Origin of the sequence: Microbacterium profundi, from assembly GCF_000763375.1 — a bacterium.
GTDB lineage: Bacteria > Actinomycetota > Actinomycetes > Actinomycetales > Microbacteriaceae > Microbacterium > Microbacterium profundi.
Map to the genome: position 1 here is coordinate 666301 of NZ_JPSY01000001.1, position 15025 is coordinate 681325.

At 63.9% G+C, this 15025-nt stretch carries 15 protein-coding genes; 8 read left to right on the plus strand and 7 right to left on the minus strand.

Features of this window, described 5'->3' with window-relative positions; translation table 11 throughout:
• The first annotated feature begins 379 nt into the window (after positions 1 to 379).
• The 7 genes from JF52_RS0103095 (at position 380) to JF52_RS0103125 (ending at position 5642) form a co-directional block, all read left to right on the plus strand.
• Entirely contained in the window at positions 380 to 943 is a 564-nt protein-coding gene (locus JF52_RS0103095) for a hypothetical protein (protein WP_033104999.1), read from the plus strand.
• 46 nt (positions 944 to 989) lie between these two features.
• Complete coding sequence (locus JF52_RS0103100; protein ID WP_052166712.1) at positions 990 to 1514, plus strand: signal peptidase I; 525 nt, start codon at positions 990 to 992, stop codon at positions 1512 to 1514.
• On the plus strand, positions 1511 to 2041 hold the full coding sequence (locus JF52_RS0103105; protein ID WP_033105000.1) for a hypothetical protein: 531 nt from the start codon (positions 1511 to 1513) through the stop codon (positions 2039 to 2041). The genes JF52_RS0103100 and JF52_RS0103105 overlap by 4 nt, the downstream gene beginning before the upstream one ends.
• A complete protein-coding gene (locus JF52_RS0103110) occupies positions 2041 to 2424 on the plus strand; it encodes a response regulator transcription factor (RefSeq protein ID WP_033106241.1) in 384 nt (127 codons plus the stop codon). The genes JF52_RS0103105 and JF52_RS0103110 overlap by 1 nt, the downstream gene beginning before the upstream one ends.
• Before the next feature lie 53 nt (positions 2425 to 2477).
• Positions 2478 to 2942, plus strand: a complete 465-nt coding sequence (locus JF52_RS0103115; RefSeq protein ID WP_052166713.1) for a VanZ family protein — start codon at positions 2478 to 2480, stop codon at positions 2940 to 2942.
• Complete coding sequence (locus JF52_RS0103120) at positions 2939 to 3718, plus strand: arsenate reductase/protein-tyrosine-phosphatase family protein (protein WP_235272313.1); 780 nt, start codon at positions 2939 to 2941, stop codon at positions 3716 to 3718. The genes JF52_RS0103115 and JF52_RS0103120 overlap by 4 nt, the downstream gene beginning before the upstream one ends.
• 73 nt (positions 3719 to 3791) lie before the next feature.
• Positions 3792 to 5642: a DUF4012 domain-containing protein gene (locus JF52_RS0103125; RefSeq protein WP_033105001.1), complete on the plus strand. Its 1851-nt coding sequence runs from the start codon at positions 3792 to 3794 to the stop codon at positions 5640 to 5642.
• Positions 5643 to 5661: 19 nt separating this feature from the next.
• Here the strand turns inward: JF52_RS0103125 and JF52_RS0103130 are convergent, their stop codons facing one another.
• The 7 genes from JF52_RS0103130 to JF52_RS0103160 all read right to left on the minus strand — a co-directional run bounded on the left by JF52_RS0103130 (position 5662) and on the right by JF52_RS0103160 (position 14233).
• The gene (locus tag JF52_RS0103130; RefSeq protein ID WP_033105002.1) at positions 5662 to 7077 is read right to left on the minus strand and encodes a sugar nucleotide-binding protein; all 1416 of its coding nucleotides are present in this window, start codon (positions 7075 to 7077) and stop codon (positions 5662 to 5664) included.
• The gene (gene rfbB, locus JF52_RS0103135) at positions 7074 to 8072 is read right to left on the minus strand and encodes a dTDP-glucose 4,6-dehydratase (RefSeq protein WP_033105003.1); all 999 of its coding nucleotides are present in this window, start codon (positions 8070 to 8072) and stop codon (positions 7074 to 7076) included. The genes JF52_RS0103130 and rfbB overlap by 4 nt, the downstream gene beginning before the upstream one ends.
• Positions 8069 to 8941, minus strand: a complete 873-nt coding sequence (gene rfbA, locus JF52_RS0103140; protein ID WP_033105004.1) for a glucose-1-phosphate thymidylyltransferase RfbA — start codon at positions 8939 to 8941, stop codon at positions 8069 to 8071. Before rfbA ends, rfbB begins: the two co-directional genes overlap by 4 nt.
• 209 nt (positions 8942 to 9150) lie before the next feature.
• A complete protein-coding gene (locus tag JF52_RS0103145) occupies positions 9151 to 10650 on the minus strand; it encodes a hypothetical protein (protein ID WP_152594802.1) in 1500 nt (499 codons plus the stop codon).
• A gap of 9 nt (positions 10651 to 10659) precedes the next feature.
• Positions 10660 to 11958: a hypothetical protein gene (locus tag JF52_RS17695; protein WP_152594803.1), complete on the minus strand. Its 1299-nt coding sequence runs from the start codon at positions 11956 to 11958 to the stop codon at positions 10660 to 10662.
• Positions 11945 to 13129 (minus strand): glycosyltransferase WbsX family protein, encoded by a 1185-nt coding sequence (locus JF52_RS0103155; protein WP_052166714.1) that lies wholly within the window; start codon positions 13127 to 13129, stop codon positions 11945 to 11947. Before JF52_RS0103155 ends, JF52_RS17695 begins: the two co-directional genes overlap by 14 nt.
• Before the next feature lie 90 nt (positions 13130 to 13219).
• Positions 13220 to 14233: a glycosyltransferase gene (locus JF52_RS0103160; protein ID WP_152594804.1), complete on the minus strand. Its 1014-nt coding sequence runs from the start codon at positions 14231 to 14233 to the stop codon at positions 13220 to 13222.
• On the opposite strand from JF52_RS0103160, the gene JF52_RS0103165 reads away from it, so the two are divergent.
• Entirely contained in the window at positions 14205 to 15014 is an 810-nt protein-coding gene (locus tag JF52_RS0103165) for a glycosyltransferase (RefSeq protein ID WP_033106246.1), read from the plus strand. The genes JF52_RS0103160 and JF52_RS0103165 overlap by 29 nt on opposite strands.
• Positions 15015 to 15025 lie beyond the last annotated feature (11 nt).

Here is a 15025-nt window from a genome sequence, read left to right on the forward strand (position 1 = left end):
GCACGTGGCATCCGAACCTGCGCACGCGTTTCCCCAAGCGCATGCGCAGGTCTCGACCCCAGATGCCTCCCCCGACTTCGCTCCCCAAAGCGAAGGCTGTTGAACTCTGTCTTCATCGGATGCAGTGTGATCGGGTCTGCGCTCCGACAATGCGATCCTCACGCTCAGACCTCTAGAACTCCCCTACCTAGCCACAAGACCAGCGCAAGATTCCCTAAAGGTCCATGCTTATCCCCGCCTTTCATCTAGTCAGTTCTACGTCTTTTAGCTAGTTGCCACCAACGGCGACTGAACCTTCGACATAGTTCTTAGTTCAACCTTTAGACGACGCGATGGCCCGCTTGGGTGCACGTTGAGACAGGTTCCATAGCTTCAGAACATGACATCGACCCACACTGAAACCGTCCCTTCGCAGGAGCGCCGCAACAAGCGCCGCCCGTTCATCGCCTTCGGCCTCGCGGTACTCGCCATCGGCGGTATCGGCGCCGCAGCGACGAGCGCGGCATGGACCGACAACGGCTGGTTCAGCGCCTCCGCCAGCGCCGCCACCTTCGATCTGCAGGTGTCGCTCGATGGAAAGACCTGGTCTCAGGGTGCCGCGAAGACGGTTGACGGCGTCACGACCATCGACGTCAAGGTCCCGTCGACCGCGTACGCCAACCTGCTGCCCGGTCAGAAGCGCGACGTGAACCTCTGGGTGCGCAACGACAGCTCCGTCGCTGCCAATCTCACCAAGACGGTCGGCTTCGCCGAAGGCTCGACGTTCGCGGCGAACCCATCCGCCACGCTCTCCGGCCTCGCCGAGACGCTCGCACCGACGGGCCAGACCGGCTCGGACGACCAGTTCCTGCTGTCGCTCACGACCCCTGCCGATTGGACTTCGGCGAACGTCGGCAAGTCCGGCACCGTGGTCGTGACGCTGACCGCCACCGCGACTTCCTGATCACTAGCCACTAAGACACGAGACACCGAGACACGAGGGAACCATAATGCAGGCACTGCGTCGCGTCGCCATGGCTGCGTTGTGGACCCTCGCGGCGATCGGCGTCGCGTGCGGCGTGGTCTGGGCGCTGACGTCGCTCGGGTTCATCAAGCCGCTGGTCGTGATCTCCGGCTCGATGGAGCCCGGGATCATGACCGGAGACCTGATCATCGACACTCGCGTGCCGGCATCCGATCTGGTCGTCGGCGACGTCATCAGCCTGCCGAGCGAGCTGACCGAAGATCTGGTCACGCACCGCATCGCGGCGATCGAGCCGGCCGTCGACGGCGGATACACGATCACCATGAAGGGCGACAACAACGACTACACCGACGCGCTCGACTACGCGGTGTCGGGTGAGGTCTGGCAGCCGTCGCTCCAGTTCTCCGGCTGGGGCACCGTGCTCATGCGCCTGACCACGCCCGCTGTGGCGGTGCCACTGATGGTGGGTCTTCTCGGACTGCTGGGGCTCACCATGCTGACGCCTCCCGCTGCCAGACCTCGTCCGGCGCCGAAGGTCGCACGGGCATGAAGAACAAGCGCTTCGTCGCGCTCGCGATCGCGCTTCTGATCGGCGGTGGCTTGGGGGCGGCCGCCGCCGATCAGGGACTCGAGCGCACCTCCGCATCGTGGACCGACCAGGGACAGGTGGCTGCGGCGGTGACGGCAGGCACCTGGACGACCACCACGGCGAGTACCTGCGTCGCTTACGGCGACAACCGGGAGCAGCTCGCCGGATGCCGCGTCGTCGACACTTCGTATTACTTCGGGTGGGTCGATTCCGGAAAGCACTTCCGGAACTACTACCTGAACTTCGACGTTCCCAGCGGAACCCGCTGGGTCAGCTTCGATGTTGATCTGAGCACGTTGCAGGGGAATGAATCGACGTGGTCCTGGACTTCGTCGAAGGTGCTCTCCGGTGCCCAGTTCACATCGCGTGACGGCTGGAACTGCAGCCAGTTGCCACGTGCGCGCGGCACAGGTCTGGAGTGGCAGACGCACTCGATCTACTTCAAGGTCGTGGAGAACGATCCCAGCGCGTCCGCGATGTGCTCCTGATGGGCGCGGCGTCACCGCAGATGATCGCTGTCGTCATCGACGATGATGCCGCCGAGCGCTCATCGGTGATCGAGGTGCTCGCACGGGCCGGGCTCGCCGTGCATTCCACCTCCCCCGCCACGGCGGTCGAGTCCGTTCGCCGGTACTCACCGGTCGTCACAGTGCTGGGCATCGACATCCCCGACGCCGACGGTTTCGAGATCGCGCGGCGCATCCGCGCGGACAGCGCAACGTATCTGGTCGTGCTCAGCACGAGATCCGCGCAGAGCGACGTGATTCTGGGATACCAGTCCGGCGCGGATTGCTACATGACCAAGCCGCTGCGCCCGCTCGAGCTTCGCGCCAGAGTCGATGCGATGCTGCGTCGCGCGCGCCGGTCGTAGGCGGGCTGCGCGTGCTCAGGCTCACTCAAGAACCGTCTCGTAAGCTGTCGCTCATGCCGTCGTCCCGTGTTCCACCCGTCGCGATCTTCGCGCGCGTGATGCTCGTGCCATATGCCCTCGCGCTGGCCCTGATCGTCTGGTTGCCTGCGACCGCAGCATCCAAGGTGACCGGCATCGTCTTCCGTCTCGCGCGTTTTGTGAGCGAGCACTCGACCATCTCGCTCGCCACCAGCTCTATGGTGTTCGAGTTCCTCGCGAACATCGCACTGTTCGTGCCCCTCGGCCTGCTCCTGGTCGCTGCCTGGCCGCGGTCGAACGCCTGGGTGGTGCTGCTGCTGGGCTATTCGGCGAGCGCGACGATCGAACTGGTGCAGACGTTGCTGCCCAGCCGGTACCCGACTCTGTCGGATGTCATCGCGAACACCATCGGCACCGCGATCGGGTGTCTCGCCGTTCGCCTATTCGTGCAGCGGCATCCTGCTCCTAGGACCGTGCGAGCCTCTACGGTGGAAGCATGATCTTTTCCTCCTCTGACTCGCCGCCTCCGGGCGTCAGCCGCCGCGAATGGCGTCGGCGGATCGCGAGTGAGACGCCGCAGGATGCCCCGGTACAGGCGCGCCCGGTGCCGGCGGACCCGCAGTCCAGCCGGCTGCCAGCCGACCAGGCGCGTGACATGCAGGATGCTGCGCGGCCGAGCGCCCCGCAGGCGCTGACGATCCTCACGGTGTGCACGGGTAACATCTGCCGCTCGCCCATGGCAGAAGTGCTGCTGCGTGCCCGGCTTGAGCCGCTCGGTGTGCGCGTGCACAGCGCTGGCACGCACGCGCTGGTCGATCACGAGATGACCGCGCCCGCGCAGGCGCTCGCGGTCGAGTCGGGAGCGAAGCCGGCGGATGCTGCGGCTCACGCCGCCCGTTATCTGGTGGAGCCCTACCTGCTGGATGCCGACCTGGTGCTTTCCATGGCGCGCGAGCATCGTTCGTATGCCGTCAAGATGGTGCCGAGCCGCATGCGCCGCACGTTCACGGTCAGGGAATTCGCACGGCTCGCGTCAACGCTCAGCACCGAGGCCGCGCGCGCCGCGGCCAACGCCGCCGGCACCGACCCGAAAGCGCGGCTCGCCGCCGTGCTGCAGGCGGTCAGCGCCCAGCGCGGCCTCATGCCCGCTGCTCCCGAAGACGACGACGTGATCGACCCCTACCGCCGTTCGCAGGAGACGTACGCGAAGTCGGCCGCGCAACTGATTCCCGCGCTGGATGAGGTCGAGCGGATCGTACGGGCGGCACTCACCTGAGCTGATCAGTCGCTGCAGAGACAAAGCGACTCTCACGGCTTCTCCACGGCGTCCGCCTTCTACGATGGAGATCATGACGACGAGAGCCGAGCTGCGTGCTGAGAAGTCGCGCCGACCCCTGCTGCGCAGCTTCCGCTTCTGGATTCCCGTCGGGCTTCTGCTGCTGCTGTTGGTTCTCGCCGTCGCGGGACTTCTGATCGGCAAGCCCATCTACGACCGCGCGATGTCTGCAAGGAGTTCTCTGGAGCAGGCGATTCCGCTCGCGACAACGGCGAAAGACCAGATCCTCGCCGGTGACAGCGAAGGTGCGAAGGCGACTGCCGCGCAGCTCGCAACGCTGACCGCGGATGCTCGTGAGCAGACCGATGACGGCATGTGGAAGAGCCTGGAGTGGGTGCCGTTCGTCGGCCCCAACCTGCACGCGGTGCGCACGGCTGCGGTTGTCACCGATGATCTGGTCACGGGCGCGCTGACGCCGGCAACGAACCTGAGCCTGAAGGCGCTCACCCCTGTCGACGGAGCCATCAACATCGCTGCGATCACCGACATGCAGACGGCCGTGACGCAGGCGGCGGATGCTGTCGATAAGGCCGCTACGGATCTCGACGGTATCGATCGCGAAGCCCTCATCCCACAGGTCGGGGGGGCGCTTACTCAGCTCACCGACGCCGTCGACGAGATGCAGCCGCTTCTCGGCCCGGCAAAGGACATCATCGGTGTGCTGCCCGCCGCGCTTGGCGCCGATGGCCCACGCAACTATCTAACGATCTTCCAGAACAACGCCGAGTCCCGCGGGACGGGTGGCAACCCGGCAGCGATCGTGATGCTGACGGCAGACCAGGGCAAGATCAGCATCACCCAGCAGGCGTCTAGCGCCGATTTCAACAACGGGCGCGAGACGCCGATCATCGACCTCGACCCCGAGACGGTCGCGATCTACGGCGACAAGATCGGGCGTTACGTACAAGACACGACGATGTCCCCCGAGTTCTCCGAGACGGCTGAAATCATTCGTGCGTTCTGGGCCGAGTCGTTCGGCACGCCTGTGGATGCCGTTGTCTCGTTCGATCCGGTCGCGCTCAGTTATCTACTGAAGGCGACCGGTCCGGTCACCGTTCCCGCAGAGGTCGACGTCGATGGGTACACGGTTCAGATTGTCGATCAACCGGTCGAACTCACTGCCGATAACGCGGTCCCGTACCTCCTGAACCAGGTGTATTCGGAGATCAAGGAGCCCGTTCTGCAGGACGCGTTCTTCGCAATGGCGGCCGGTACGATCTTCGATGCTGTGACGTCTGGATCGGCCGATCCGAAGGCGCTGCTCACCAGCCTCACCGAGGCGATCGACGAGGGTCGCCTGATGTACGTGCCGTCCGACCCCGCCGAAGCGGAGCTGGTGGGAGACACACGGCTGTCAGGAACGCTGCCCTCAACGAACGAAAGCGAGACGCTTCTCGGCGTCTACATCAACGACATAACCGAGGGCAAACTCGACTACTACATGCAACTCGACATCGCTGCCTCGTCAACTCAGTGCGAGTCCGATTCGCCCGTGTTCTCCACCACCGCGACGCTGGCGAACATGCTTAAGCCGGCAGACGTAGACGGGCTGGCCAACTACATTTCTCCCGGTCGCTTCTTCCCGAAGGGAGTCGTCTCGACGGACCTCGTGATCTACGGACCGGTCGGAGCGACCCTGTCGTCTGTGACCGTTGACGGCACAGCCGTGAACGCGCCAACGTTCACCCACATGGGACGGCCCGCGGTGAAGGTGAACATCGAGAACCCACCCAGTGCAGCTCACTCGGTCACGGCGGAGTTCACTGCCGCAGAAGGCGAGTACGGACCTCTGTCGGTGCGTCACACCCCTATGGTGCGCGACGTCCCACTCGTTCTGGATAGCCCCGATTGTCCGGCGAGTTGAGATTCGCCGTCTGAGCGCCTTAGTGGGACGCTAGGTAGGCTGCGAGGGCCCCGCCGCCGTCACGCGGTGTGAACCCTGTTGCGGTGATCTTGGTCAAATCCAGAATGCTGTTCATCGGGCGGGGGGAGACCGGATTGGTCGCGTTCGCGAAGTATTCGGCGGTGGTCACATCGCTCACACGCGCGGGGTCCTGACCGGTCAAGCGGAAGACCTCGCGGGCGATGTCCGCCCAAGAGAGTTCGGCGCCGGCACACGTGACATTGTAGGTACCGTAGCCGGCAGCGACGTCGAGCAGGTGCACGATGGCATTCGCGATGTCGTTTGTGAAAGACAGCCGCCCGACCTGATCACTGACGACGCTCGGATCGATGCCGCGCTCGGCGAGCGAAGCCATGGTGCGCACGAAGTTCTTGCCTTCGCCGATCACCCACGACGTGCGTACGATGTAGTGCCGTGACGCGGTCTGGGCGGCCAGGTCTCCGGCAGCTTTAGACTGGCCGTAAACGCCCAGCGGAGCGAACGCGGCATCCTCAGCGTAGGCACCCTGTTCAGTGCCGTCGAACACGTAGTCGCTCGAGATGTGCACGAGTGTGATGCGGTTCTCATTGGCGATGCGTGCGAGGGCCGCGACGGCCACAGCGTTCGCCTGCCATGCGGCAGCACGCCCTTCGGGCGTCTCTGCGGCATCGACGGCCGTGTACGCGGCGGCGTTGATGATCGTGCCGTAGTCGCGCCAGCGTCGTGCCCGCGCGATGTCGGGGGCTGTGACGTCGAGTTCGGCACGGGTGGTGTACTCGATGTGCGCGGCATCTCCGAGACGAGCACGCAGTGCGAGACCGAGCTGCCCGCCTGCACCGAGCACCAGCGTCTTGCGTGGGGGGATAGGTGCGACGTCGGCGAGGCGCGGGTGGGCTTTGTCCTTCTCGGAGATCTCGACGTCGCTGAGCGGGATCGGCCACTCGATGGCGGCCGTCTCGTCTGCGAGGTTGAGGAACGCGTATTCGGCGGCGGGCGACCAGTGGTCGTTCACGAGGTAGGCGTATGCCGTGTCGGGTGCGAGTGTCTGGTACGAGTTGCCGACTCCGCGGGGCACGAAGATCGCTCTCGAGGGGTCGATCTCGGTCGTGAAGACGGCGCCGAAGCTGGGGCCCTCGCGGAGGTCCACCCAGGCACCGAAGATGCGTCCGGTCGCGACCGAGACCCACTTGTCCCACGGTTCGGCGTGGATGCCGCGGGTCGTGCCGACCTCGTCGTTGAAGGAGATGTTGTTCTGCACCGGACCGAAGTCGTCCAGCCCGAGTGCGGTCATCTTCTCGCGCTGCCAGTTCTCCTTGAACCAGCCGCGCGAGTCACCGTGCACGGGCAGCTCGAACAGCACCAGTCCGGGGATCGGCGTCTCGATGCGCTGCAGCTGCTTGCCGAAGATGTCGCTCACTGGCCCTTCCCCGCGTAGAACGCCTCGGTCGCGTCCTTGCTGGGCGCCCACCAGTCCTCGTTCGCGCGGTACCAATCGATCGTCGCGGCAAGGCCCGACTCAAAATCCCCGAACGAGGGTGTCCAGCCGAGTTCCGTGCGCAGTTTGGTCGAATCGATCGCGTAGCGCAGGTCGTGCCCGGCGCGGTCGGTGACGTGGTCGTACGCGTCTGCAGGCTCACCCATGGCGGTGAGGATCAACTCGACGACGTCCTTGTTGTTCTTCTCCCCGTCCGCGCCGATCAGGTACGTCTCACCCATCGCGCCCTTGTCGAGGATGGTCAGCACGGCGGAAGAGTGGTCATCGGCGTGGATCCAGTCCCGCACGTTCTCGCCAGCGCCGTAGAGCTTGGGGCGGATGCCGCGGATCACGTTCGTGATCTGACGCGGGATGAACTTCTCCACATGCTGGTAGGGGCCGTAGTTGTTCGAACAGTTCGAGATCGTCGCCCGCACTCCGAACGAGCGCACCCACGCGCGCACCAGCAGATCGGATCCGGCCTTCGTCGACGAATACGGCGAAGACGGGTTGTACGGAGTGGTCTCGGTGAACCGCTCCGGGTCATCCAGTTCAAGATCGCCGTACACCTCATCGGTGGAGATGTGATGCAGACGGGTGTCGTGGCGGCGTGCGGCCTCGAGCAGCGTGTAGGTGCCGATGATGTTCGTGTCCAGGAAAGGGCGAGGGTCGTGCAGCGAGTTGTCGTTGTGGGACTCTGCCGCGTAATGCACGACCGCATCCGTGTTCGCGAAGAGTTCGTCGACGAGCGGCGCATCCGTGATGTCGCCGTGCACGAATGTGACCCGGTCTTCCGGCAGCCCCGCCAGCGATGCCCGGTTACCGGCATACGTCAGCGCGTCGAGGACGGTCACGTGGTGGTCGGTGTTCTCCACAACGTGATGAACGAAGTTCGAACCGATGAAGCCGGCCCCTCCCGTCACGAGCAGACGGCTCATACGTGTCCTCTCCTGAGCAAGTCCAGCAGGTAGGTGCCGTAGCCCGACTTCACCAGCTTGTCCGCACGCGCGCGCAGCTCGTCATCTGTGAGGTACCCCTGACGCCACGCCACCTCCTCGGGCACACCGATCTTCAACGCCGTACGACGCTCCATCGTGCGCACGTAGTCCGCGGCGTCCGTCATCTGATCGAATGTCCCGGTGTCCAACCACGCGGTGCCGCGCGGCAGCACCTCCACCTGCAGCTTGTCCCGCTCCAGATAGGCACGGTTGATATCAGTGATCTCATACTCGCCGCGCGCACTCGGCTCGAGGTTCTGTGCAATCGCCACCACGTCGTTGTCGTAGAAGTACAGGCCGGGCACCGCGTAGTTGCTCTTCGGGGACGCGGGCTTCTCCTCCAGAGAGATCGCCTTGCCTTCACCGTCGAACTCGACCACACCGTACGCTTCCGGCTCAGCGACCCAGTATGCGAACACCGCACCGCCGTCGATGTCGGCGAACCGCTGCAGCTTGCTGCCCAGACCGGGCCCGTACAAGAGGTTGTCACCGAGCGCGAGGGCCACGCTGTCATCGCCGATGAATTCCGCGCCGATCGTGAACGCCTGTGCCAGACCGTCCGGAGATGGTTGCTGCGCGAAGGTGAGTTTGATCCCGAACTGCGTGCCGTCGCCGAGCAGACGCTCGAAATGCTCCGCGTCATGCGGCGTCGTGATCACCAGGATGTCCCGGATACCCGCGAGCATGAGCGTCGAAAGCGGGTAGTAAACCATCGGCTTGTCGTACACCGGAATCAGCTGCTTTGAGACGCCGAGAGTAATGGGGTGCAGCCGAGTACCCGAACCGCCCGCAAGAATAATGCCCTTCACGTCCCTAGGATCCCACAGCGGAGAGGGTGGGCCGAACACGCATTGCAACCGCTGTCGGCAAGATCCATGGAATCGCACACTTGAGGTGTTCCACCGTGCCTCGCTGGTCGTCGGCGACACAGCCGGAGGCGAACGCCGGTTACTCTTTCGAGCTACCAACCGGCCGAGGAGAAACTGGGGTGCTCAGGGCGGCCCAACGTTGCCGTTCGTCATTTCTTGACTGCAGTACTCCGCGGGATGCGTGACGCGGAAACTCTTACTTGGCTGTGGTTGCCACGTCGAACCGCGCTTCGCTCAATGGGGTTTCCAATGATGGTGGACCGAAGCGGCGCCCCGCCCGGTGAGAAGCCACTCCCTCGCGGACCGTCACGCTGGCCGAGCGCGGAAAGACCCCACGCAGTGGCCACCGCCAGGAGCATGTACCCGAGCACTTCGTACAGTGACCCCCGGAGCACGATGAACAGCAACGCCGCAGCCGGCACCTCGAGCAGCGCGCCCGCCAGCGAACGCGAACGCAGTGTCGCGGCGAGCACCACGCCCAGGATCGCGAACGTTAACACCAATCCGAACCAGGAGCCGATGAAATAAGCTTCGCCCCACAGCGGCATCGAAACATTCGTGTATCCCATGCCGGTGGATTTCGCCACAACTGGGCCAGTCGCGTCCCCTTGGACACTGTTGCTGAGGAACGGCACCCATCGCAACAAGGGAGCGACGAGCAACTCCCCGGTTCCGGGAAGTCCACCAATACTCTTCCCGTTCAGAGAAACGGCGCGATACAGCATCTCGAAGGCGTCGTAGTCGAAACTTGTCAGAGTGGTGGCAGGATCGGTCAGCTCGATCCGGCTGGCTCCGGTCCCGTCGCCCCGCAGTAGGTCCAGTGTCGGGAAAACCGTAACGAATAACAGAATGATTCCTGCAGGCAGCCACCGCCGCGCCGTCGAGGTCATCAGAGCAGCCGTGATCGCGACGAGGAAGCTCCCGGTCAAAAAACGGGAGCCAATCAGCGGGTTCGTCACCACGAGCGAGAAAAAGCTCGATAGGGCGATAAGTACTGGCGAGATACTTACTGCGAGCTTCCGCAAAGTAATGGCCATTGCGGGAATGATCACCGCACCGGCGGTTGACACGAAGTACACCGTGCCCATCGCGGGAAGCTCCGACGCTTGGATTAGCCGAGCGCTAAACGCCGAGCGCCCCGAAAACAACGCGGGCCCCATAACGGCAATAAAGGTCGCAGAAACGACGATGTGAATCGCGATGATGCCCGACATGACCCGGCGGAGACGTTCAGGGCTGCGAACGTATGGGCTTTGTCTTCGTAGCGGTACCACTCGCCGAGCGGCGATAAAGAATACAACGATCGCGACGCCGTAACCGACGAGGATAACCCCCTGGGCCGCAGCGACCGCATCCGGGGCCAACGTGGCACCCCAAGGGAGCGCTGCCTTGCTCAGCTGATACGCCGGAGCCAGACCCAAAAAAATCAGCGACCAAGCCCAGAAGACTGACCAGGCAAGGCTGTGCCGTCGGGATGTCACCGAAGTGGTGAGCATCACAGCGGGCACGGCGATGGTCAAGACCGATCTGGTCAAATTGGAATCGGGCCAATGACCGGAGTTCGCGAGGCCGATCAGAGCCGGGGCCGCGAGACCCACGACGAGAGCGACATAGACGCCGATCAATGTCGCACGCACCATAAGACTCATTTGATCAGGTTATCCAACCTCGTCGACCGATTTGCGATCGCCGTCGACAAGGCGATCGAGCAGATCACGGATGCGCTCTTGCGATTCCTCGCCGACCGCGTCGACGAGCGTGTGCGACAGCGCATTCAGCGCCTCGACATAGCCGCTGGGGAGGTAACGCATGTCGCGCCCAACGAAGCTGCGCTCGCGGGAGTACTCGGCAATCGCGGCGATGTCAGCGGGCAACGGACGCTCGGGGTCGGCGAAGACGGCCACTGGATACCCATCGATCAGCGCATCAATGAGCGCCGAGGTCACGACGCCGACGACGAAGTCGCCGCGAACGAGCGACTCGGATAGCGGTTCGAATCCGACGACCTCGACACGGCACTGCGCCGCAACCATGTTCCATCCGGCACCGACCGGCTCCGCCGCCGTTGGGTGAAGTCGTAATACGCATTCGACGCCCGATCGCCGATACCGCTCCGCGAGGTCAGCCAACCGGGTCGCCTCACTCGGCTTCAGTTCTTCACGTGAGTGGCAGATGATCACGCGCTCTACGGCACCCGCTACGGGCACGCGAGACGCGATGTCAGGCCGGCCGGCCAGCGTAGCTCGAACACCAGGAGCGAGCTGTGTGAACCATGCACGCTGGACCGCACCCCAAGCCAGGACCGTTTCGGCCAAGAGCGGCAGGTATGTGAGTGCACTGGGGGTGCCGTGGACTGCGGTGACGGTGGGGATGCCGAGCCGTTCGCAGGCCCACAACCACGGAGATGAGTATGCATCACGGTCGAAATCGCAGACCATTAAGCCCGCGGTAGTGGGCACGACGTCCATTGCCAGGAGGAAACGGAGAGCCTGAGCGAGAAAGACGTACTCGTCATAAAAGCGACTGGATGAGTAACGGGGGGCGCGGGCCCCCAGCGCGCGACGTAGGCGCAAGTACTCACCGAGGCGCGCAAACGAAGAGATCCGCCAGACGCTCCGCGGCGCTAATCCAGGAGCGTGCACGGTACTCAGCCCATTCAGGGCCTCCGCATCGGGTGAAGCCAGCCTCCGGTCGGCAATAACATTGCGCGTGCGCCCGGCAGGCAGAGAACCTGCGAGAGCGTTGGCTAGTCGTGCACCATGCGCCACACCGTTCGCGATCACGAGCAGCACTTGAGCGTCGATACGCGGTTGTATGGGTGGTCTCACGGCGCCAAGGAGGACCAGCGCGAAGCCGAGCGCCGCCCGCAACATCTGCTTATTGACTCTGAGATGGTCTCCATGCGCGCATGAATCAGCGATGACGCGCGCCAGGCGTCGCTGCTCAGGGTCGCCCACTTGATTGCTGCCAATCCTGGACGCGGCGCAACAGATTCAGTACGGAGGCGGCAGCCGCGAGCGCAAGTGACCGGAGCCACGGCAGGCGCGGAACTCCTATACGTGCTGGGGTATGCTCGGCAAGCATCGACGTTTCGTCTCCACGTGTTGCCGCAAGATAGGCGCTCCCGTGGGCACCGTCCGGCTCCAGATATGCACCCTCCGCCCACTCGTTCCATGCGTTGACGAAGACGAGCCCTTCGCCCGCCTGATCAGCTTCTCGCTCGCGCGCCGACTGTAACCAACGGGCATACGCGGCGGGGGTTGAATTCAGATAGACCGTCGCCTTATCCCCGCGGCGCGCCGAATTGTCCCATCCTGGCATGACTCCCGGATGACGGCGGAATGCCGGATTGCGACGCCGCATATAGCGACGCGCAGTGCGCGGATACGACATCAGGCGTCCGCGAAAGTGGGGCTTGAGACCGCGCGGGGGGGTCAGCTGTACAGACGCGAGCGTGTTTGACCCTACGGGAGGGAACTCCGCGATGGCGTCGAATCCGATTGCGCGGGGGTCAAGGTTCGGTCGAGTCTCGGACGCGACCAGATGCAGCTCGCCTAGGCCGCGTCTCCGGGCTTCCTCCCGCCACACGCGGGCGAACTGTCTCGGATCCGGCAGGTGGTCTGCGCGGTGCACGAGGAGCACGAGTCCCCCGTTCACCTTCAAATAACGAGGATCGCTCAGGTATTTGGCGAAATCGTCGAAAACTTCGGTCGCCGTGTCGGGACCGTACTCCTGTGCTATGAGGAGTTCGTGGTCCTTGCCGTCCCAGCGCCGCGACCAGTTCTCATTGGCCCAAGAGATGCAGAACGGGAAGTCCTGCCCGCCGGTCAGATGGTTATCCAACGGTGTTTCGAGCAGGCGTTTCCCGGCGAACCAGTAGTAGTAGAAGCAAAAGGCGTCGACACCGCCCTTCGCCGCAAGACGTATTTGCCTTGACATAACCTCGGGATTGCGCAGGTCGTATTCGCCAAGTTCGCCCGGCTGACGCGGATGATGATGATCGTCGAATGCGGGCACGGCCCGGCGGACGTTCGTCCATTCCGTGAAGCCGTCGCCCCACCACCGGTCGTTCTCAGGAATGGCGTGAAACTGTGGCAGATAGAAGGCAACCGTACGTACCTGTTTCATCGCAACGTCCCCTCCGAGACTCCCGTGTGCTTGACACGGCGTCCATGCTTTCACGGAACAGCCGGGACAGCGAAATCAGCGGCTCCGAAATCAGCGATACGTCGCGGCGCCGATCAGCAGTCCGAGGGTTCTGGCCGGCGGAGCCTCACGGCGCACGACAGCCGAGACTGTCGCGGCGATCAATGTCGGAGAAAGGCGTCCTCGCGCAATGGCGGCCACCCCAGGGGCATCGTCGTGGGATAACGAGGGCCCGACGGCCAGCAGACGACGCGCCATGTTTACCCTCCACCCCCATCGGTGCTGTCGGAGGTAGCGGAGGGAGTCGAGAGGAGAACTGCCCGCCTGACGGAAGAGATTGCGCATGCGGGCCCCAATTCCCGACGGCTGCTCCTCGCCGATGACGTTGCCACCGTGTTGGATGTAGTTCTGCAAAGGTGCGTCAATCACGGCTATCCCACCGGTTGCGAGTGCGCATACGCCGAGCCAGTGGTCGTGAAAAGCGAGGTCGGTGGCATCGGGGAACGGCAGTGCCACGTCGAGCAGCGAGCGGCGAAACACGGCCGCGCTACCCGTGACCTGATTGTCGATGAACTCCGCGATGAGGGGGACCGCTCGCCGCGCGGAGATTTCGCCGATTGCGCTGTCGACGCCGACCACGACGACTTGACCTACGACGAGCGCGGCGTCCTCTAGCCCTTGAACCGACCGGGTGAGCTTCTCGGGAAACCACTCGTCGTCCTGGTCTGCCAGTGCGACCCATCCGACGTCGAGGGGAACTTCCTCAAGCAGTCGCTCGAAGTTCCGATAAAACCCGACGTTGTCGGGGAACTCGCGCACCACGAAGCGCTGGTCGTCACCGATCACCGCCTCGATCGCCGATCGTGTGTCGGCGTCCGCACCGTCGATGCCGATCACGCAGCGCCATTCCGAGATCTCCTGCGTCTGGATGGAACGGATTTGGCGGACCAGCAGTTCGTGCTTCGGCCGGAACGCGGCCATGCAGATGTATCCGCGAGCACGCTCAACCTTCATGCCCCTCCTCATTCCGCGATCTCGATTGGCTATCCTCAACACTATGTCCATTACACGCTGGTCGCTGATCACGGTGACCTACAACAGCGCTACGACGCTTCGCCGCTTCTGGTCAGGGGACCGACCGCGGGAGGTGGAGTGGATCGTCGTCGACAACGGTTCGACCGACGACAGCGTGCAGGTCGCCCGTGCGCTGGGCGCGCAGGTCATTGAGCTCAGCGAGAACCTGGGTTTCTCGGCCGCAAATAATCGGGGGCTCAAAGTCGCGCGAGGGTCGTACATTGCATTCCTCAATCCCGACGTGCGCGGGAAGTGGTCGGATCTCGACGAACTAGCAAAAACGATCGACGCACACGGCGGACTGGTCAGCCCGCAGTTGATGAACGCGGACGGATCGCTGCAGCCGAACGGGCGCGGCGCCCCGCTATTGATGCACAAAGCGCTACACCGCCTCCTGCCCCAGCGGCAAGACAACGGATATCTGATCACTGCGGGTCTGTCAGAGGAACGGTATGTCTTTTGGCTGATGGGCGCCGCGATCATGGGCTCCGCCGACGTCATACGCCAGCTTCGGGGCTGGAACGAACGTTACTTCCTCTACTACGAGGACAAAGACATCTGTATCCGCGCCTGGGACGCGGGGCTCACCGTGGTCCTCGACGGTCGTGTGAACTGGCTGCACGGCTGGGCTCGGGATACGAAGTCTTTCCGTCTGAAGCCCTGGCTCCGTGAGATCGATTCGCTCATCCGCTTTTACTCGCTCTACTCGGAGTTCCTCTTCGGCGGACAGTCAGTCGCCCGCAAGCATCCTCAGCCGAATCGACTGAGCGCGTCGGTGGCGAGCGTTGCCTAGCGGGCAACGAC